Source organism: Microbacterium sp. T32 (assembly GCF_001619615.1).
Classification (GTDB): Bacteria; Actinomycetota; Actinomycetes; order Actinomycetales; family Microbacteriaceae; genus Microbacterium.
Map to the genome: position 1 here is coordinate 146,154 of NZ_LQQP01000002.1, position 18,537 is coordinate 164,690.

15 protein-coding genes and 1 tRNA gene are annotated in these 18,537 nt (G+C 70.0%); 7 read left to right on the plus strand and 9 right to left on the minus strand.

Translation table 11 applies throughout. The features are described from left to right. Positions 1-23: 23 nt before the first annotated feature. Entirely contained in the window at positions 24-398 is a 375-nt protein-coding gene (locus AVW09_RS01505; protein WP_063256329.1) for a hypothetical protein, read from the plus strand. A 51-nt stretch (positions 399-449) separates the two neighbouring features. Here the strand turns inward: AVW09_RS01505 and AVW09_RS01510 are convergent. Then, a tRNA-Lys gene (locus AVW09_RS01510) sits at positions 450-522 on the minus strand. A 203-nt stretch (positions 523-725) separates the two neighbouring features. Then, entirely contained in the window at positions 726-1,397 is a 672-nt protein-coding gene (locus AVW09_RS01515; protein WP_063256330.1) for a fasciclin domain-containing protein, read from the minus strand. Positions 1,398-1,707: 310 nt separating this feature from the next. Between AVW09_RS01515 and sigK the strand changes: the two genes are divergently transcribed. From sigK to AVW09_RS01535, 4 genes are all read left to right on the plus strand, one after another. After that, positions 1,708-2,310 carry an ECF RNA polymerase sigma factor SigK gene (sigK, locus tag AVW09_RS01520; protein WP_197462531.1) on the plus strand — a complete coding sequence of 201 codons (603 nt, stop codon included), beginning with the start codon at positions 1,708-1,710 and terminating at the stop codon, positions 2,308-2,310. Beyond that, positions 2,307-3,107, plus strand: a complete 801-nt coding sequence (locus AVW09_RS01525) for an anti-sigma factor (RefSeq protein ID WP_063256331.1) — start codon at positions 2,307-2,309, stop codon at positions 3,105-3,107. Before sigK ends, AVW09_RS01525 begins: the two co-directional genes overlap by 4 nt. A gap of 51 nt (positions 3,108-3,158) precedes the next feature. Next, positions 3,159-3,797 (plus strand): hypothetical protein, encoded by a 639-nt coding sequence (locus AVW09_RS01530; RefSeq protein WP_063256332.1) that lies wholly within the window; start codon positions 3,159-3,161, stop codon positions 3,795-3,797. A 269-nt stretch (positions 3,798-4,066) separates the two neighbouring features. Beyond that, positions 4,067-4,951: an aminodeoxychorismate lyase gene (locus tag AVW09_RS01535; RefSeq protein ID WP_063256333.1), complete on the plus strand. Its 885-nt coding sequence runs from the start codon at positions 4,067-4,069 to the stop codon at positions 4,949-4,951. 54 nt (positions 4,952-5,005) lie between these two features. On the opposite strand, the gene pstB is transcribed toward AVW09_RS01535, so the two are convergent. From pstB to AVW09_RS01555, 4 genes are all read right to left on the minus strand, one after another. Next, on the minus strand, positions 5,006-5,785 hold the full coding sequence (gene pstB, locus AVW09_RS01540) for a phosphate ABC transporter ATP-binding protein PstB (RefSeq protein WP_063256334.1): 780 nt from the start codon (positions 5,783-5,785) through the stop codon (positions 5,006-5,008). Positions 5,786-5,801: 16 nt separating this feature from the next. Next, positions 5,802-6,896 carry a phosphate ABC transporter permease PstA gene (pstA, locus tag AVW09_RS01545; protein WP_063256401.1) on the minus strand — a complete coding sequence of 365 codons (1,095 nt, stop codon included), beginning with the start codon at positions 6,894-6,896 and terminating at the stop codon, positions 5,802-5,804. A gap of 5 nt (positions 6,897-6,901) precedes the next feature. Then, positions 6,902-7,903: a phosphate ABC transporter permease subunit PstC gene (pstC, locus tag AVW09_RS01550; RefSeq protein ID WP_063256335.1), complete on the minus strand. Its 1,002-nt coding sequence runs from the start codon at positions 7,901-7,903 to the stop codon at positions 6,902-6,904. A 162-nt stretch (positions 7,904-8,065) separates the two neighbouring features. Continuing rightward, on the minus strand, positions 8,066-9,187 hold the full coding sequence (locus AVW09_RS01555) for a phosphate ABC transporter substrate-binding protein PstS (protein WP_063256336.1): 1,122 nt from the start codon (positions 9,185-9,187) through the stop codon (positions 8,066-8,068). A 169-nt stretch (positions 9,188-9,356) separates the two neighbouring features. On the opposite strand from AVW09_RS01555, the gene AVW09_RS01560 reads away from it, so the two are divergent. Continuing rightward, entirely contained in the window at positions 9,357-13,295 is a 3,939-nt protein-coding gene (locus AVW09_RS01560) for a Pls/PosA family non-ribosomal peptide synthetase (protein ID WP_231901731.1), read from the plus strand. Then, positions 13,292-14,590 carry a M1 family metallopeptidase gene (locus AVW09_RS01565; protein WP_063256337.1) on the plus strand — a complete coding sequence of 433 codons (1,299 nt, stop codon included), beginning with the start codon at positions 13,292-13,294 and terminating at the stop codon, positions 14,588-14,590. Before AVW09_RS01560 ends, AVW09_RS01565 begins: the two co-directional genes overlap by 4 nt. A 307-nt stretch (positions 14,591-14,897) precedes the next feature. On the opposite strand, the gene AVW09_RS01570 is transcribed toward AVW09_RS01565, so the two are convergent. From AVW09_RS01570 to AVW09_RS01580, 3 genes are read right to left on the minus strand one after another with little or no spacing between them, the layout of a single operon-like run. Further along, complete coding sequence (locus AVW09_RS01570; protein ID WP_063256338.1) at positions 14,898-15,410, minus strand: hypothetical protein; 513 nt, start codon at positions 15,408-15,410, stop codon at positions 14,898-14,900. Then, positions 15,407-16,345, minus strand: a complete 939-nt coding sequence (locus AVW09_RS01575; protein ID WP_063256339.1) for an NUDIX hydrolase — start codon at positions 16,343-16,345, stop codon at positions 15,407-15,409. Before AVW09_RS01575 ends, AVW09_RS01570 begins: the two co-directional genes overlap by 4 nt. After that, complete coding sequence (locus AVW09_RS01580) at positions 16,342-18,510, minus strand: RNA degradosome polyphosphate kinase (RefSeq protein WP_063256340.1); 2,169 nt, start codon at positions 18,508-18,510, stop codon at positions 16,342-16,344. Before AVW09_RS01580 ends, AVW09_RS01575 begins: the two co-directional genes overlap by 4 nt. Positions 18,511-18,537: the final 27 nt, after the last annotated feature.

Below are 18,537 nucleotides of genomic sequence, written 5' to 3' on the forward strand. Positions count from 1 at the left end.
CCTACGAGGACAACCTGCGCCGCATGCTCTCTCTGGTCGGGGAACCGGGTCGTTCGACGTTCGCTCTTTCGAAGCTGACCGACGGTCAAAGCGTGTGGGACGTGACGCGTGAAAGCCTGCCGAGCGTGTTCCTGCAGGCAGCCGGAAGCGCGGAGGCGATGACCGTCGAGTGGCGACGCGTGGATGAGGACGGCGTGGAACGCCTTTATGTCGTCGGGCGCGGCGGCCGCCGCAAGAGAAAGCCGGCGGTGGCAATCGAGTTCTTCGGGGGGACGGGCCGCGCCGTCGTGTTCCCGGACGAGGTGTTCAGGGCGGACGAGGCGGGCGAGGTCTTCGTCCACTATTTCCACACGCTCACCGTCCCAGACCGCTATGTCCTTCGGACGTCGGCTGGGTAGCGGCCTGAAGGCCGCGGGAACGCCAGTGATCTCGACGAGGTTTCCGTGTCGTGGGCCCCGAGGGGCTCGAACCCTCGACCCGCGGATTAAAAGTCCGATGCTCTACCGACTGAGCTAGAGGCCCGTGGCATCCACCCTACCGGCGGTCGCGGGGTGTCCGCGCCCGCGCGTGGCCCCGGGTCCACGTCTGTCGCCCCGGGGCCACCAACGGCCGCGTGGAACAGCCGCGCCTGAACGCACAAAAGAGCGAGCGCCGGACCCCCTCGCCTGGGGTCCGGCGCTCGCCGTCAGGTCCGATCCGTCAGTGATCGGTCCGGACATGTGAGATCACATGGCCGGGGGCATCAGCACCGAGTCGATGAGGTACACGGTCGCGTTGGCGGTCTGAACGCCACCGCAGATGACGTTGGCGTCGTTGACCTTGATCGAGTCGCCCGAGCCGGAGACGGTGACGTCCTGGCCCTCGACCGTGGCGTGCGTGCCGTCGATCTCGTCGGGGGTGATCTGGCCGGGGACCACGTGGTACGTGAGGATCTTGGTCAGCGTGGCCGAGTCGGTCTTCAGCGAGTCGATGACGGCGGGGTCGATCTTGCCGAAGGCGTCGTCGACCGGAGCGAAGACCGTGAACTCGCCGCCGTTGAGCGTGTCGACGAGGTTGACGTCGGGGTTCAGCTGGCCGCTGACCGCAGCGGTCAGGGTCTTGAGCAGCGGGTTGTTCGACGCGGCGACGGCCACGGGGTCGGCGGCCATGCCCTCGACCGAACCGGCGCCCGACGGGACGGCGGCGGCGTAGTCGGCGCAACCGGGGCCCACGAGGTTGGCGGCCGGGTCCATCGTGTTCGACGAGGCCGAGGGGGACGCGGCCATCGAGGGAGCAGCCGAGGACTCCTCGGTGGTGCCGCCGGCGGTGGTGGAGCCACCCGAACATGCGGTGAGAGCGAAGGCCGAACCCAGCACGAGGGCGAGACCGGCGACGACAGGCTTCTTGTTCTTCAGCATGACATTCCTCCGAAATCGTTCGGACCGCGGCTGCGACCCGTAAGGACACCCCGGTGCGGGGGGCGGTTCGCCGTGTTGCGGCGTACACAGGGTCTTCGGGACCCCCTCGCGTTCGGATTGCGGATTTTTGCGAATCGGTGCCCGCCAGCCGGGAAAAGACCAGTTCAGAGGGCCGAAAATATTCTTGAGAATGTTTTCCTGGATGCCATCGACCCGACGTCCCGGCCATCGACCGACGATCAGGATCACGTTTCCGTAGCGCTCTTGCGCCACGCGCGCACGGGGGAGGGAAGTCCCGGGGCGGTACGGCATGCTGGGATTCATGGTGATCGACGGTTTCTCTCTCCCCGAGGACGGGGCGGACCACGTCGACCACGTCGGAGAATTGCTGCAGAAAATCGCCGCCGGCGATCGGAACGCCTTCGCCGAGCTGTACGACACCCTGTCGGCTCGCGCGTTCGGTCTCATCCTGCGGGTGCTCGTCGACCGGTCGCAGAGCGAGGAAGTGCTGCAGGAGGTCTTCCTGGAGATCTGGCAATCCGCCGCGCGCTTCACTCCGAACAAAGGTCAGGGAAGGTCGTGGGTCCTCACGATCGCACACCGACGAGCGGTGGACCGCGTGCGGTCATCGCAGTCGAGCGTCGATCGTGACGTGCGCGCGGGCTTCCGGAATATCGACGTCGCGTACGACGATGTCTCAGAGAACGTAGAACTCAAGATCGAAGGGCGGCGCGTCGTGGACGCACTCGCGACGTTGCCCGACGCGCAGAAAGAAGCGCTCTCGCTGGCCTACTTCGGTGGGTACAGCCAAAGTGAAATCGCTACGCTCGTCGGAGCGCCGCTCGGTACGGTCAAGACCAGGATGCGCGACGGCCTGTCGCGCTTGAGAACGGAGATGGGGGTGGACAAGTGAACGAGAGGGATTTCGCCGACCTCGCTGCCGGTCACGCGCTGAATGCGCTTTCCGATGCAGACGAACGCGCATACCAGGAGGCTCTGGCGGGCAATCCGCACTGGTCCTCCCACGTCCAGGATGCCGCTGACGCCGTCGCCGCGATCAGCGACACGATCGCGCCCGTCGAGCCGCCGGCATCCATCCGAGCCTCCCTGCTGGCGCGCATCACCGACCTCCCGCAGATCCCCGTCGAGCCGCAGCAGAACTCAGGCGACACGGAGGATTACGCGGCCGCCGGCCCCGCCCCGGTCGAGGTCGTGAGCGACGCGAAGCCCGCGGTCGTCGCCGGGTCCGGCTGGGGCCTCCGTCGCTGGTTCACCCTCGCCGCGTCCCTCGTGGCCGTGCTCGTGCTCGGCTTCGGTGCCGTGACGATCAGTCAGCAGCTCACTCGGCCGGCATCCGTCGTCGCTCTCGAGCAGATCACGTCCGCTCCCGACGCGCAGTCGGCCTCCACGACCATGCCCGACGGCGGCGTCGTGACGGCGCACTGGTCGGCATCCACGGGTCAGAGCGTGCTCGTGACCGATGGCATGCCCGCCCTCCCGACGGACCGGACCTACGAGCTCTGGTTCGTCCGTGACGACACGCCCATCGCGGCAGGGATCTTCTCGACGGATGCCACGGGCAAGGCGACCGCTGTGCTGCAGGGGCAGTTCCACTCCGGTGACGTGATCGCCGTGACGGTGGAACCCGCTGGCGGGTCGCCGGACGGCACCCCCAGCTCGGCTCCCGTCGTCGCGGTGGCCACCGCCTGAACGGTCGTCGCTCCGGCCCGGCCCGAGCGGGACACGCTCTAGCCTGGAACGATGAGCGATTCCCCTCGCGATTTCCACAAGCCCATCCGGCGCCCCGCTGAGCTGTTCGACCGACTGTTCGCCGCCGAGGACCCCGCCGAGGTGTCGCGCGTCGCGCACAGCACCGCCCACGCCCTCCTGTCACGCGTCCGTGCCGACCCGTCCGTCGACGTCGTCGAGCGTCTCGTGGCGTTCACCGACGACCACGGCATCGACGACATCGCCGAGCTGTGGTCCCGTTCCCCCGCCCGGTCGCTCCCGGGCGCGCTGTGGCGGTTGTACCTGCTGCAGCTCATGATCCACGACGACGCCGCGACCGCCGCGCTGCTGTTCGAGCGCGGGCGCGCCGAGATGGCGACCGTCGACCCGGTGGTCGTCGGCGCCCCGGCTCCCGCGGGTCCTGAGGAGCTGGTGCAGCTCATCGACACGATCCTGCGCGGCCTGTTCGAGGGCGATTTCGCCGTCGCGCTGGAGCGGGCGGCGGCCTTCTGCCGCATCCAGGCGTCTGGTGCGACGCACCTCGCCGACGACTACGAGAACACCGAGTCGGAGCGCGCCACGGCGCTCACCACGCGCGCGCTGCGCCTCTCGACCTACGCCGACGACCTCGCGGCCGCGGCCGCGCTGTGGCGCCGCGATGCGCTGACCTGATCCGAGGCGAGTGTCCACGACACGCCGCGCCGGGAGTGCCCAGCGGCGTGTCGTGGACACTCGGCGATGGATGCCGCGCCGCCGGGGCAGAAAAGTGCCGGGCCGCAGAACGCCTCTCGGCGCAAGGCCGCTCGCAGCGGCAGAAGATGGAGCCCGGGGTTACTGCGGCCCGGCTATGAAAGTGTAACAAGCGCGGCGCCGAGGCATTCCCTCGCGCGGGGTGGTTGACGCGAACCGGGCGTGTCGGTACGGGGGCATAGGGTCGATGCATGGCTTGGCGTTTCGCTCTCATGATCGACCCCGTGGCATCCGATATCCGGCGAAACGACTTCTCCGACACCTTCACGGTGATCGATCCCGGCGGCGCAGCGCTGCGCGTCGGCGACCTCAGCGCCCAGCGCGGTGACGGGATCTTCGAGTCGCTCGGCGCGATCGACGGTCACGTTCAGGAGGTCGAGCCCCACCTCGCCCGCCTCGCGCACTCCGCGGACCTGTGCGAGCTCCCGACGCCGAACCTCGACCAGTGGCGGGCCGCGATCGCCCGCGTCGCCGCCGAGGCGCCGGCGGGGGAGAGCGTCGTGAAGCTCATCCTCAGCCGCGGCGTGGAGCACGGCCCGACGCCGACCGCGTGGATCACCCTCGCAGACGCGCCCGACAGCGCGCGTGCGCGTACGGAGGGCGTGCGCGTCACGACGCTCGACCGCGGCTATGCCTCCGACGTGCCGGCGCGCGCGCCGTGGCTCCTCCTCGGCGCGAAGACCCTCTCGTACGCGGTGAACATGGCCGCGATCCGCGAGGCCAAGCGGCGTGGGGCCGACGACGCCGTGTTCGTCACCAGCGACGGCTTCGTGCTGGAGGCGCCCACGGCATCCGTGGTCCTGCGCTTCGGCGACCGCTTCGTCACGCCGACCCCGAACGCCGGCATCCTGCACGGAACCACCCAGCGGAGCCTGTTCGCCCACCTCGAGCAACGCGGTTTCGAGACCGCGTACGAGACGGTGCCCGCGTCGGACCTCTCGCGAGCGGATGCCGCGTGGTTGCTGTCCAGCGTCCGGCTCGCGGCCCCGATCGCGGCGGTGGACGGCGAGGCGAAGACCGTCGATCGCGCCCTCACCGACGAACTGAACGCGTATCTGCTCTCGCCGCGCGACTGAGTCCGGAAACGACGATGGCCCCGCCGAAGCGGGGCCATCGCGAGGGAGCGGTGCTTATCCGAAGCGTCCCGAGACGTAGTCCTCGGTCGCCTGAACGGTGGGCGCCGTGAAGATCGTCGAGGTGTCGTTGTACTCGATGAGCTTGCCGGGCTTGCCGGTGCCGGCGATGTTGAAGAACGCCGTCTTGTCGCTCACACGCGACGCCTGCTGCATGTTGTGCGTGACGATGACGATCGTGTACTGGTTCTTCAGCTCCGAGATGAGCTCCTCGATCGCGAACGTCGAGATGGGGTCGAGGGCCGAGCAGGGCTCGTCCATGAGCAGGACGTCCGGCGAGACGGCGATCGCGCGGGCGATGCACAGACGCTGCTGCTGACCGCCGGAGAGGCCGCCGCCCGGCTTGTCGAGACGGTCCTTGACCTCGTTCCAGAGGTTCGCGCCCTGCAGCGACTTCTCGACGAGCGCGTCGCCGTCGCTCTTCGAGAGGCGCTTGTTGTTGAGCTTCGCGCCCGCCAGGACGTTCTCGCGGATCGACATGGTCGGGAACGGGTTCGGACGCTGGAACACCATGCCGACGTGGCGGCGCACCAGCACCGGGTCGACACCGGGACCGTACAGGTCGTCGCCGTCGACGAGGACACGTCCCTTGACGTGTCCGCCGGGGATGACCTCGTGCATGCGGTTCAGCGTGCGGAGGAACGTGGACTTCCCGCAGCCGGACGGGCCGATGAAGGCCGTGACGGTGCGGGGCTGGATGTCGATCGAGACGCCTTCGACCGCGAGGAAGTCGCTGTAGTAGACGTTGAGGTCTTCGACCTCGATGCGCTTGGACACGGGGGCCTTCCTGGGATCAGCGCGCCTTCGGTGCGAACACCGAGGCCACGATGCGGGCGATCAGGTTGAAGATGACGACGAGCACGACCAGCAGGAACGCCGCGCCCCAGGCCTGGGCCTGAGAAGCGTCGATGTCCTGCCCCGGGAAGCTGTACGCGGTGTACGCCATGACGGGGAGGGTCTGCATCGGGCCGTCGAACGGGTTGGAGTTGAAGTTGTCGGTGAAGCTCGCGGCGATGAAGATCGGCGCCGTCTCACCGACGACGCGAGCCACGGCCAGCACGACACCGGTGATGATGCCGCTCGCCGCCGTGCGCAGCACGACCTTCACGATCGTGGCCGATCGCGGCACGCCGAGGGCGAGCGACGCTTCGCGCAGATCCGCGGGCACCAGACGCAGCATCTCTTCGGTGGAGCGGATGACGATGGGGATCATCAGCACGCACAGGGCGATGGATGCCGAGAACCCGCTGAACGCCTTCGGTCCGACGATGAGGGCGAACAGCGAGAAGGCGAACAGACCGGCGACGATCGAGGGGATACCCGTCATGACATCGACGAGGAAGGTGATCGTCCGGCGCAGCGGGTTTGTCGGGAGCGCGTACTCGACGAGGTAGACCGCCGCGAGGATACCGATCGGCACCGAGATAAGAGCGGCGATGCCGGTGATGATGAGGGTTCCGACGATGGCCTGGAGAGCGCCGGGTGTCGCGACGACCGCCAGCGTGTCGGGATCGAACGCGCTACCGCCCGTCTGCGTGATGAAGTTCCAGTTCACAACCTCGAGGCCCTTGGACACCACGGTCCACAGCGTCGAGATGAGGGGGGCGACCGCGAGGAGGAACGCGGCGGTCACGAGACCGCGGATGACGCGATCGACGGCCTTGCGGCGGCTCTCGACGATCGTCGACCCGACGCCGATCGCGATCAGGTACAGCACGGCGGTGAGGATCAGCCACGCGGCCAGATTGAACCCGCCCACGAGGAACTGGATGACCGCGACGATCACCGCGACGCCGATCAGCACCATCGGCTCGATGAAGCGCGGGAGCTGACCGCTGGTCAGCGCGAGGGCAGAGGATGCCGTCGACACCTGCGACGACGCCTTCATGGTGGTCACGAGCGCTTCCCCTTCTTGCGACCCTTCGCACCGGGGCCGGTCGCGCCGATGATGTAGCGAGCGAGGATGTTCACCGCGAGGGACACCACGAACAGCATCAGACCGGTGCCGATGAGCGCCGAGCGCTGCAGGTCGGTGGCGATGGGGAAGTTCAGCGCGATGTTGGCGGCGATGGTCTGCGAGTTGTAGCCGTCGGTGAGGATCAGCACCGAGTAGATGAGGCTCGGCGAGATGATGAGGGCGATCGCCATGGTCTCACCCAGCGCGCGGCCGAGGCCGAGGAGCGTGGCGGACACCATGCCGCTGCGCGCGTAGGGGAAGACCGACAGGCGGATCATCTCCCACCGCGTGGCGCCGAGCGCCAGTGCGGCCTCCTCGTGCAGACGCGGGGTCTGCAGGAAGATCTCGCGCGTTATCGAGGTGACGATCGGGAGGATCATGACGGCGAGCACCACCGAACCCGTGAGCAGCGTCGACCCGGTGCTCGAGGGCGAACCCTCGAAGAGGGGGATCCACCCCAGGTACTCGTTGAGGAACTGGCCCACCGGGATCAGCAGCGGGCGCATCACGATGATGCCCCACAGGCCGAACACGATCGACGGCACCGCGGCCAGCAGGTCGACGATGTAGCCGAGGGCGCCGGCGATGCGGCGCGGCGCGTAGTGCGAGATGAACAGCGCGATGCCGATGGCCACCGGCGTGCCGAGCACCATGGCGATCAGCGCCGCCCAGATGCTGCCCCACAGGAGCGGGCCGACGTACTCCCAGAAGTTCGTCCACGACCCGTTCTGGTAGCCGGCGAGGTCGCCCTCGGTCCAGTTGCCGGTGATGGCGGGCAGGCCCTTGATGATCAGGAAGATCGCGACGCCCGCGAGGATGATCATGATCGAGACGGCCGCCGTCATCGACAGCCCGAGGAACGCCGTGTCTCCGGCGCGGCGCTTGCCGACGATGGTCGATGGGCCCCCGGCCGGGGGAGCAGAGACGGTGTCAGCCACGGCTGACCTCGCGCTCGGCAATGGTCATGGTGTGCTCCTCGGGTCGGGATTCTCTCTGAGGATGGTCGGGCTCAGCGGAAGCGTCGACGCGGACGTCGACGCTTCTGATCAGCCCGAACCGGCCCGCACCGAGGTGCGGACCGGTTCGGATCCGAGAGATATTTACTTGATCGCCACGAGCGTCTTCGCGGCGTCCGCGAGGACCGACTCGGGCAGCGGCGCCGAACCGGCGTTCTTCGCGGCGACCTGCTGGCCGAGCGAGCTGGTGATGAAGCCGAGGTACGACTTCACGAGCTCGGCCTGCTTGGTGTCCTTGAACTCGGTGCAGGTGATGGCGTACGAGACCAGCGGGATCGGGTACGTCTCGGCGGTGAGCTTGGTGTAGTCGAACTTCTTCGACAGGTCACCGGGAACGCCGTTGTCGGCGTCGACGGCCGCGGCCGCGAAGGTCGCCGTGACGGCCTCGGGGCTGAAGGGGATCGCGGTGCCGTCCTGGATGATCGCGACCGACTTCAGGTCGCCGATGGCGGAGTGGTCGGCGTAGCCGATGGTGCCCGAACCGGCCTTGACGGCCTCGACGACACCCGAGCCACCCTTCTGCTTCGACACGTTGCCCTCGATCGGCCAGTCCTTGCCCGCGGGCGAGGTCCAGACCGACGACTGCGTCGCGGCGAGGTAGTTGGTGAAGTTGGTCGTGGTGCCCGAGCCGTCCGAACGCGCGACGGTCGTGATGGGGCCGGCGGCCAGAGCCGTGCCGTTGTCCTTGGTGATGGCCGGGTCGGACCAGTCGGTGATCTGCAGCGCGAAGATCTTCGCGATGGTCTCGCCGCTGAGCTTGAGCTCGGTCACACCGGGGATGTTGAAGATGATCGCGACACCGTCGAGGTAGATCGGGATGTTCACGCCACCGTCGGTGCAGAGCGCCTTGGACTGCGTGGTCTGGTCGGCGTTGAGGGGCGAGTCGGAGCCGGCGAAGTCGTACGCGCCGCTCAGGAAGTTGGTGACACCGCCGCCGGAGCCCTGCGACTTGTCGTAGTTGATCGTCACGCCCTTGGCGGTGGCGTTGTAGGCGCTGGTCCACGCAGCCTGCGCGTTGGCCTGGGCGCTCGAGCCACCGGCGGTGATGGTGCCGGCGAGGCTGGGGTCGATCGTGAACGCGACGTCGGAGGACGAGGCGGACGGGGAGGACTCGGTGGTGCCTCCGCTGGAGGAGGAGCAGCCGGCGAGGGCGAGAGAGGCCACTGCGGCCACGGTGCCCAGCTGGGCGAGTCGGGAGAGCTTCACTGTGTGAATCCTTCGCATGTCGGGGACACGAACCCGGTGCAGGGTTCTCCGGAACGCTAAACACCGACTCTTACGAGAGTGCGTTGCACGGGTGAACGGAAGGTGAACCGGTGCCGCCGTTCCGGGGCCGATCCGGGGTGTTTTCCTGGCCTGTGTACGCTTCATCCCCGTGACGACCCCCGCGATTTCCGGCCAAGAGCTGCTCGACCGCACGAGCTTCGCCCCACCGGCGCGCACGCTCATCGACATCCTCGCCGACGTGGCGTCCCGGCATCCGGAGGCCTCCGCGATCGACGACGGGTCGGGTGCGCTCAGCTACCGCGAGCTGCTCGCGCGCGTCTGGCGAACCGCGGCGGCCCTGCACGCGGCGGGGGTGCGCCGCGGCGACCGGGTCGGGGTGCGCATGCCGTCCGGCTCGAAGGAGCTGTACGTCTCGATCCTCGCGGTGATGGCGGCCGGGGCCGCCTACGTGCCGGTGGATGCCGACGACCCCGACGAGCGCGCCCGCCTGGTGTTCGGCGAGGCCGGGGTGAAGGGCATCATCGCGGGCGACGGCGAGTTCGTCGGGGGCGACGACGACCTCGTGCGCCTCTACGACGGGGAGGCGCCGCACCCGAGCACGAGCGCGGTGCCCATCGTGGCACCGCCGACCGTCGACGACGACGCGTGGATCATCTTCACCTCCGGCTCGACCGGCGTGCCCAAGGGTGTGGCCGTGACGCACCGCTCCGCGGCGGCGTTCGTCGAGGCGGAGCGGCGCCTGTTCCTGCAGGGCGATCCGCTCGGCCCCGGTGATCGTGTGCTCGCGGGGCTCTCGGTGGCGTTCGACGCCTCGTGCGAAGAGATGTGGCTCGCGTGGGGACACGGCGCGTGCCTCGTGCCCGCTCCGCGCTCGCTCGTGCGGTCGGGTGAGGATCTCGCCCCCTGGCTTCTTCGGCAGAGCATCTCGGTCGTCTCGACCGTGCCGACCCTCGCCGCGATGTGGCCGGCCGACTCCATCGAGAACGTGCGCCTGCTGATCTTCGGCGGAGAGGCGTGCCCGCCCGAGCTCGCCGCGCGGCTCGTCGCCGACGGCCGCGAGGTCTGGAACACCTACGGACCCACCGAGGCGACGGTCGTCGCGTGCGCCGCCCCTCTCGACGGGACCCTCCCCATCCGCATCGGCCTGCCGCTCGACGGCTGGGCGTTGGCCGTGGTCGACGCCGAGGGGCAGCCGGTGGCCGAGGGTGACGTCGGTGAACTGATCATCGGGGGAGTGGGCCTCGCCCGGTACCTGGATCCCGCGAAGGATGCCGAGAAGTACGCGCCCATGCCGACCCTCGGGTGGGAGCGGGCGTACCGCTCCGGCGACCTCGTGCGCTTCGAGCCGGAGGGGCTCGTCTTCCAGGGTCGCGCCGACGACCAGGTGAAGGTCGGCGGACGACGCATCGAGCTCGGCGAGGTCGAGTCCGCGCTGCAGGATCTCGCGCAGGTGCATGCGGCGACCGTCGCGGTGCGCACGACCGAGGCGGGCGTGCCCGTGCTCGTGGGATACCTCGTCATGGAGGACGGCGCCGAGCTGGATCGCTCCGCCGCACGCGCGGCGCTCGCCGAGCGGCTGCCGGCCGCCACGATCCCGCTGCTCGGCGTCGTCGACGAACTCCCCGTCCGCACCTCGGGCAAGGTCGACCGGGCCGCGCTGCCGTGGCCGCTGCCCGGCGTCGACGCCCCCGCCGCGACCGACTTCTCCGCCGACGAAGCCTGGCTCGCCGAGCAGTGGCAGGCCGTGCTCGGACTCCCGGTCACCGACCGCAAGGCCGACTTCTTCGACCTCGGCGGCGGCTCGCTCGCGGCGGCGCAACTGGTCTCGCGTATCCGTGCGCGCGTTCCCGAGTTCTCGGTCGCCGACATCTACGACGTGCCGCGCCTCGGGGCGATGGCGAAGGCCCTCGGCCCGCAACTCGGCGACGAGACTCCCGCGGCCTTCCACAAGCCGACGCCCACCCCGCGGGCGACGCAGTGGGTCCAGACGCTCCTCGGTGCCCCGCTCTTCATCCTCTCGGGCGTGCGCTGGCTGCTGTATCTGCTCACGGCATCCGCGATCCTCCAGCTCGTCCCGGGCTTCGAGGTGCTGCCCGACGTTCCGTGGCCGGTGCTGCTCATCGGGCTGCTCGTCTTCGCGACACCGTTCGGCCGCATGGCGATCGCCGTCGTGTCCGCGCGGCTGCTCCTCGTGGGGCTCCGCCCGGGCGACTACCCGCGCGGTGGCTCGGTGCACGTGCGCCTGTGGCTGGCCGAGCAGATCGCCGCCCAAGTCGACGCGGTGGGCCTCGCCGGCGCCCCGTGGGTGTCGTACTACGCCCGCGCGCTCGGCGCGCGCATCGGCCGCAACGTCGACCTGCACGCCCTGCCCCCGGTCACCGGCATGCTCGTCATCGGCGACGGCGCCTCGATCGAACCCGAGGTCGATCTCACGGGCTACTGGATCGACGGCGACCTCGTGCGCATCGGCGAAGTGCGGATCGGCGCGGAGGCCACGGTCGGCGCGCGCTCGACCCTCGCCCCGGGCACGCGCATCGGCCGGCGCGCCGAGATCGCGCCCGGCTCGGCCGTGTTCGGCCGCGTCAAGGCCGACCAGTCCTGGGCGGGGTCTCCCGCGGTCCGGGTCGGGGGCACCGCGAAAGGCTGGCCGGCGGAGCGTCCGGCCGCGCCGACGCGCTGGCTGTGGGCCTATGCCGCCTCCGCGGTGCTCCTGGCGCTGCTGCCGCTGCTGTCGTTCGCCGTCGGTGGGCTCGTCGTCGCCCGTGGCATCAGCGGCGCGGACTCGCTCGCGGCGGCGACCGGGGCGGCGTTCGCCTGGCTCGTGCCCGGCGTCGCGGCCACGGGCCTGGTGTTCGCGGCATCCGTCGTCCTGCTCGTCCGCGCGTTCTCGGTCGGGCTCGTCGAGGGAACCTTCCCGGTTCGGAGCCGCGTGGCCTGGCAGGCGTGGACGATCGAGCGGCTGCTCGACTCCGCGCGCACGATCCTCTTCCCCCTGTACTCGAGCCTGTTCACCCCCGTCTGGCTGCGGATGCTGGGCGCTCACGTCGGCCATGACGTCGAGGCATCCACGGTCCTGCTCCTGCCGACGATGACGCGGATCGAGGACGGGGCGTTCCTCGCCGACGACACGATGGTCGCGTCGTACGAGCTGCGTGCGGGCTGGCTGCGCGTCGGGTCGGTGCGGATCGGCAAGCGGGCGTTCCTCGGGAACTCCGGCATGGCCGCTCCCGGACACCGCGTGCCGCGCGACGGCCTGGTCGCGGTGCTGTCCGCCGCGCCGCTCAAGGCGAAGCCCGGGTCGTCGTGGCTCGGCTCGCCCGCGGTGCGTCTGCGACGTCTGTCGGCCGAGGGTGACGAATCGCGCACGTACCGCCCCACCCCGGCCCTGCGCCTCGCGCGCACGCTGTGGGAGCTGTGCCGCTTCGTGCCGGTCGTCGTGACGTGCGCGATCGGACTCGGGGTGATCTTCACCCTCGCGGGACTCTGGGATGCCATCGGCCCGGTGTGGACGCTGCTGCTGTCGGGCCTCGTGCTGCTCGCGGCGGGCGCGATCGCCGCGGCCGTCTCGACCCTCGCGAAGTGGGCGATCGTCGGCGTCATCCGCGCGGGGGAGCAGCCGCTATGGTCGAGCTTCGTGTGGCGCACCGAGGTGTCGGACACGTTCACCGAGATGGTCGCGGCGCCGTGGTTCGCGCGCTCCGCCGCCGGAACGCCCGCGCTCGCGATGTGGTTGCGGAGCCTCGGCGCCCGGATCGGCCGCGGCGTGTGGTGCGAGAGCTACTGGCTGCCGGAGCCTGATCTGGTCACTCTCGGCGACGCATCGACGGTCAACCGCGGGTGCGTCGTCCAGACCCACCTCTTCCATGATCGAATCATGAGTATGGACACCGTCGAGCTGGAAACGGGTGCGACCCTCGGGCCGCACAGCGTGGTGCTCCCCGCATCGATCCTCGGGGCGCACGCGACCGTCGGTCCCGCGTCGCTGGTCATGCGGGGCGAGACCGTCCCGGTCGGCTCGCGGTGGAGCGGCAACCCCATCGGACCCTGGCGCGCCGTGAAGGTCCGCGCCTACCAGTCGACCACGTGAGCGGGCCCGACCCGTACGCCCCGCAGAGCGGTGACGGCGGTTACCGCGTCGAGGCGTACGACCTGACACTCGGCTACCGCGTGCGCACGAACCGGCTCGAGGGGACGGCGGTCATCTCCGCGGTCGCCCACACCGAGCTGACGACGGTGGTCCTCGATCTCGTGGGGCTCCGTGCCACGCGCGCCCGCATCGGCGGGGCGCCGGCGCGGTTCTCCGCCGCAGCGGGCAAGCTGCGCGTCGCCGCGCCGCGACCGATCACGGCCGGAGAGGCGTTCGAGGTCGAGGTGGCCTACGCCGGAGCTCCCGCCCCCCGCCGGTCGCGGTGGGGCGCGGTCGGGTGGGAGGAGCTCACCGACGGCGCTCTCGTCGCCGGTCAGCCGATCGGGGCGCCGACCTGGTTCCCGTGCAACGACCGCCCCGACGATCGCGCGCGGATGACGATGCGGATCACCGTCGACGACGGCTACGCGGTCGCGGCCACCGGCGTGCCCGGCCCCGAGAGCCGCCGCGGCGGGCGCGTGACGACGACCTTCACGTCCTCGGTCCCGACCGCCACCTACCTCGCGGCCGTGCACGTCGGGCCGTACCGCACGCGGACGCTCGCCGGTTCCGGCGCCGGGGTGGTTCCGGCCGTGACCGTCACCGCGCCGCCGGCGCTCGCCGCCGCGGCGGATCGCGCCTTCGCCGCCGTCCCCGAGATGCTCCGGGTCTTCGACGGCCTCTTCGGGCCCTACCCGCAGGAGGTCTGCTCCCTCGTGGTCACGGCCGACGAGCTCGAGATCCCGTTGGAGGCGCAGGGGCTCGCCGTGTTCGGCATGAACCACCTCGTCCCCGCGGCCCAGCGACTCATCGCGCACGAGCTCGCGCACCAGTGGTTCGGCAACAGCGTCGGCATCGCGCACTGGAGCGACATCTGGCTCAACGAGGGCTTCGCCTGCTACGCGGAGTGGCTGTGGTCCGAGGCCTCGGGCGGCCGCTCCGCCGACGACTGCGCGCGCGGCCACTACGCGCGGCTCGCCGCGAAGCCGCAGGACCTCCTCCTCACCGACCCCGGGCCCGACGACATGTTCGACGACCGGGTCTACAAGCGCGGCGCGCTCGCGCTCCACGCGCTGCGGCGCGTCGTCGGCGACGCGGCGTTCTTCGACCTGCTCCGTCGCTGGACGGCCGAGAACCGCCACTCCCTGGCATCCACCGGCGACTTCCGTGCGGCGGTCCTCGCGGCCGGGGGCACGGATGCCGCCGAGCTGTTGTCGGCGTGGATCGACCGGCACGAGCTGCCCGCACTGCCCTGAGCCCGCCGCCGCAGTACATCGGCGATTCGCCTTCGGTGAGTCGGGAGGGATGCCGGGTGGCTGAGGTCGTGCGGATCGCTGAGTTTGTGCGGATCGCTGAGGTTGCGCGCTGCGCACGGTGCTCCTGCGCAGGGTCAGTGATTCGCGTTCGGTGAGTCGGGAGGGATGCCGGGTGGCTGAGGTTGTGCGGATCGCCGAGGTTGTGCGCGGAGCGCGGCGCCACGGCGCAGGGTCAGCGATTCGCGTTCGGTGAGTCGGGAGGGATGCCGGGTGGCTGAGGCTGTGCGGATCGCTGAGTTTGTGCGGGTCAGAGAGGGGGCGCGGGGTCCGCGGCCACCGCCACGACGGTGCCGGGCGGACCGGCGACGTCCCAGCCCGCAACCGGAGTGCCGTCGTCGATCCGCGCGCTCCAGTCGGACCCGGGCGCGAACGGATCCGTCACGTGCACTCGCGCCGGATCGACCGCCAGCCCGCGGCCGTCGGCCTTGAGGACGGCCTCGACCCGGGCCCACGCGCGCGCATCGCCTCCCGACAGCACGCGGTCCAGACCGTCGGTGTCGGCCGGGACGGCATCCAGTCCGACGCGCATCCGCCCGGGCACCGCCAGCGCGAACGCCCACCCCGCGGCATAGGACACCGAGGCCGAGGCATCCATCCCGACCACGCGGATGCGGCCGTGGTCGCCGCCGCAGGCCGGGCAGCGCGAGACGAACTCCGCGCCGGGGAGCAGCTCGGCGAGCAGCGCCCGCGACACCGTGCGGCGCGCGAGACCCGCCGGCACCCGCCGCCAGGCGAGGCGGACGTCGGACGGGAGCGTCACACCTGCGGCTCGTGCGTTTCGATCGCGACGATGCCCGACCCGGGGTGCGCCACCGGGATGTGCGCGACGGAGAACGCCGCGGGCTCGAGCGCCGACGAGCTGCCGAGGTACGAACCGCGCATGGTTCCGGTGGCGAGGGCCAGCTCGTGCATGATGTCGGGCAGCACGGGGCCGTGGCTCACGACCACGACCGGCTTGCGGGCGCGCACGCGCTCACCGACGACCGTCCGCGCGTCGCCGCGTCCCTCTTCCCACGCGTCCTGGCTGATCGCTTCGGTGAGCTGGACGCGCTGAGCGAGCGCCGCCGACAGCGGGACGACGGTACGCACGCAGCGTTCCGCGGGGCTCGACACGATCCGGCGAACCCCGAAGGCCAGCAGCGGTCCCACGATGGCGTTCGCCTGCTTCCGGCCGCGCGGTGTCAGCGGGCGGGCCGTGTCCGTACCGTCCCACTCGTCTCGGGCGCGGGCCTTCGCATGGCGGAGCGCGATGATCGGGAAGGTCGGGAGCGCGTGCTCGTCGACCAGACGCACGAACTCGTCGAGGATCTCGATGTCGACCGGGTAGCTGAGGTGCTTGCGCGCCTTTTTCAGCCCGACCCATTCGATCGCCGCGATCTCCTTGTTCGGCACGAACGTCGAGATCCGCAGGGCCGCGTCCGTCGCCTCGGCGGCCCAGTAGTGGACGATCTTCGTGCGCGAGTTCGGCATCCGATACCGGGAAACGCCCACGGGGACACCCAGGGAGACCCGGATGCCGGTCTCCTCGCGGATCTCCCGCACGGCGGTCTCGGCGAGGGTCTCACCGGGATCGACCTTGCCCTTGGGCAGCGTGACGTCGCGGTACTTGGTGCGATGGATCAGGAGCACCTTGTACTTGCCGTCGACCATGCGCCAGACCACGCCGCCGGCGGCGTAGACGGCCGTTTCCGTCACCGGACCGCCCGCGATCGGCGCTTGCGCTGCACCTGCGCCATCGTGTGCTCCTGCAGGTCGATCAGCGGGGCGCCCTCGGCATCCACGCTGTGCCGGACCCACTCGCCCTCGGGACCGAGGTGCCACGAGCTCGTGCCGCCGTCCATCGCGAGGTCGAACAGGTCGGAAAGCTCCTGGATCTGCTTCGGGTCGACCACGCGGACGAGCGCTTCGACACGACGGTCCAGGTTGCGATGCATCATGTCGGCGCTGCCGATGAAGATCTGCGGGTCGCCGTCGTTGACGAACGTGAAGATGCGCGAGTGCTCGAGGTAGCGGCCGAGGATCGACCGGACCCGGATGTTCTCGCTCATGCCCTCGACGCCGGGCTTGAGCGAGCAGATCCCGCGTACCCAGACCTCGACGGGCACGCCGGCCTGGCTTGCGCGGTAAAGCGCGTCGATGATCTGTTCGTCGACCATCGAGTTGACCTTGATGCGCACACCCGAAGGCTTGCCCGCGAGCGCGTTGGCCCGCTCGCGTTCGATGTGGCGGATCAGGCCCTTCCGCAGGTGAAGGGGAGCGACGAGGAGACGCTTGAACTTCTTCTCGATCGCGTAGCCGCTCAGCTCGTTGAACAGGCGCGTGAGGTCGCGGCCGACCTGGTCGTCGACGGTGAAGAGACCGAAGTCCTCGTAGATGCGGCTGGTCTTGGGGTTGTAGTTGCCCGTGCCGACGTGGCTGTAGTGGCGGAGGTGCCCCTCCTCCTCGCGGATCACGAGCGCGAGCTTGCAGTGCGTCTTGAGTCCGACGAGGCCGTACACGACGTGCACACCGGCCTTCTCGAGCTTCCGCGCCCACACGATGTTGTTCGCCTCGTCGAAGCGGGCCTTCACCTCGACGAGCGCAAGCACCTGCTTGCCGGCCTCGGCGGCATCGATCAGCGCCTGCACGATCGGGCTGTCACCCGACGTGCGGTAGAGCGTCTGCTTGATCGCGAGGACGTGGGGGTCCTTCGCGGCCTGCTCGAGGAAGGCCTGGACGCTGGTCGCGAACGACTCGTACGGATGGTGCACGAGGACGTCGCCCTTGCGGATCGCGCCGAAGATGTCGGCGCGACCGTTCTGCTCCGGCGGCTGGAAGGCCAGCGCCGTCTTCGGAACGTGCGGCGGGTAGTGCAGGTCGGGGCGGTCGATGCGCGACAGGTCGAACAGTCCGCGCAGGTCGAGGGCGCCGGGCAGCCGGTAGACCTCCTGCTCGGTGATGTCGAGTTCGCTCAGCAGCAGAGCCCGGGTCACGTCATCCATGTCCTCGGTGATCTCGAGGCGGATGGGCGGTCCGAATCGGCGCCGCAGCAGTTCGGCCTCGAGCGCCTGGATGAGGTTCTCGGTCTCGTCCTCCTCGATCGTCATGTCCTCGTTGCGGGTGAGGCGGAAGGCGTGGTGGTCGAGCACCTCCATTCCCGGGAACAGGTCGCCGAGGTGGTTGGAGATCAGTTCTTCGAGGGGGAGGTAGCGCACACCGGGGCCGTCGCCGGGCACCTCGACGAATCGCGGCAGCATCGGGGGCACCTTCAGACGCGCGAATTCCTGGCGCCCGGTCCGCGCGTTGCGGATGCGGATCGCGAGGTTGAGCGACAGGCCGGAGATGTAGGGGAACGGGTGGGCCGGGTCGACGGCGAGCGGCATCAGCACGGGGAAGACGTTGCGCTGGAAGTACTCGGTCAGCCGCGAGGCGGAGTCCTCGTCGAGCGAATCCCACGAGACGACCTCGATACCCGCCTCGGCGAGGGCGGGGCGCACCTGGTCGGTCCAGACGGCGGCATGCCGGAGCTGGAGACGGTGGGCTTCGGCAGAGATGTCCGCCAGGACGTCCTGCGGGGCGCGGCCGACGTTCGTGGGGACCGCGAGACCCGTCATGATGCGACGCTTCAGGCCCGCGACCCGCACCATGAAGAATTCGTCGAGGTTGCTGGCGAAGATCGCGAGGAAGTTGGCCCGTTCGAGAATCGGCACCGTGGGGTCCTCGGCGAGTTCCAGCACGCGCTGATTGAACGCCAGCCAACTGATCTCACGATCGAGGTAGCGATTGTCGGGCAACTGCTCGTCGGCGGCCTCGATCGCTTCATCGAAGTCGTCGTCATCCGCGTCGCCCAGGCCCGCGTCCAGCACGTCGTGTTCGATCATTCCCTCATCATTGCAGGGGTCGATGAC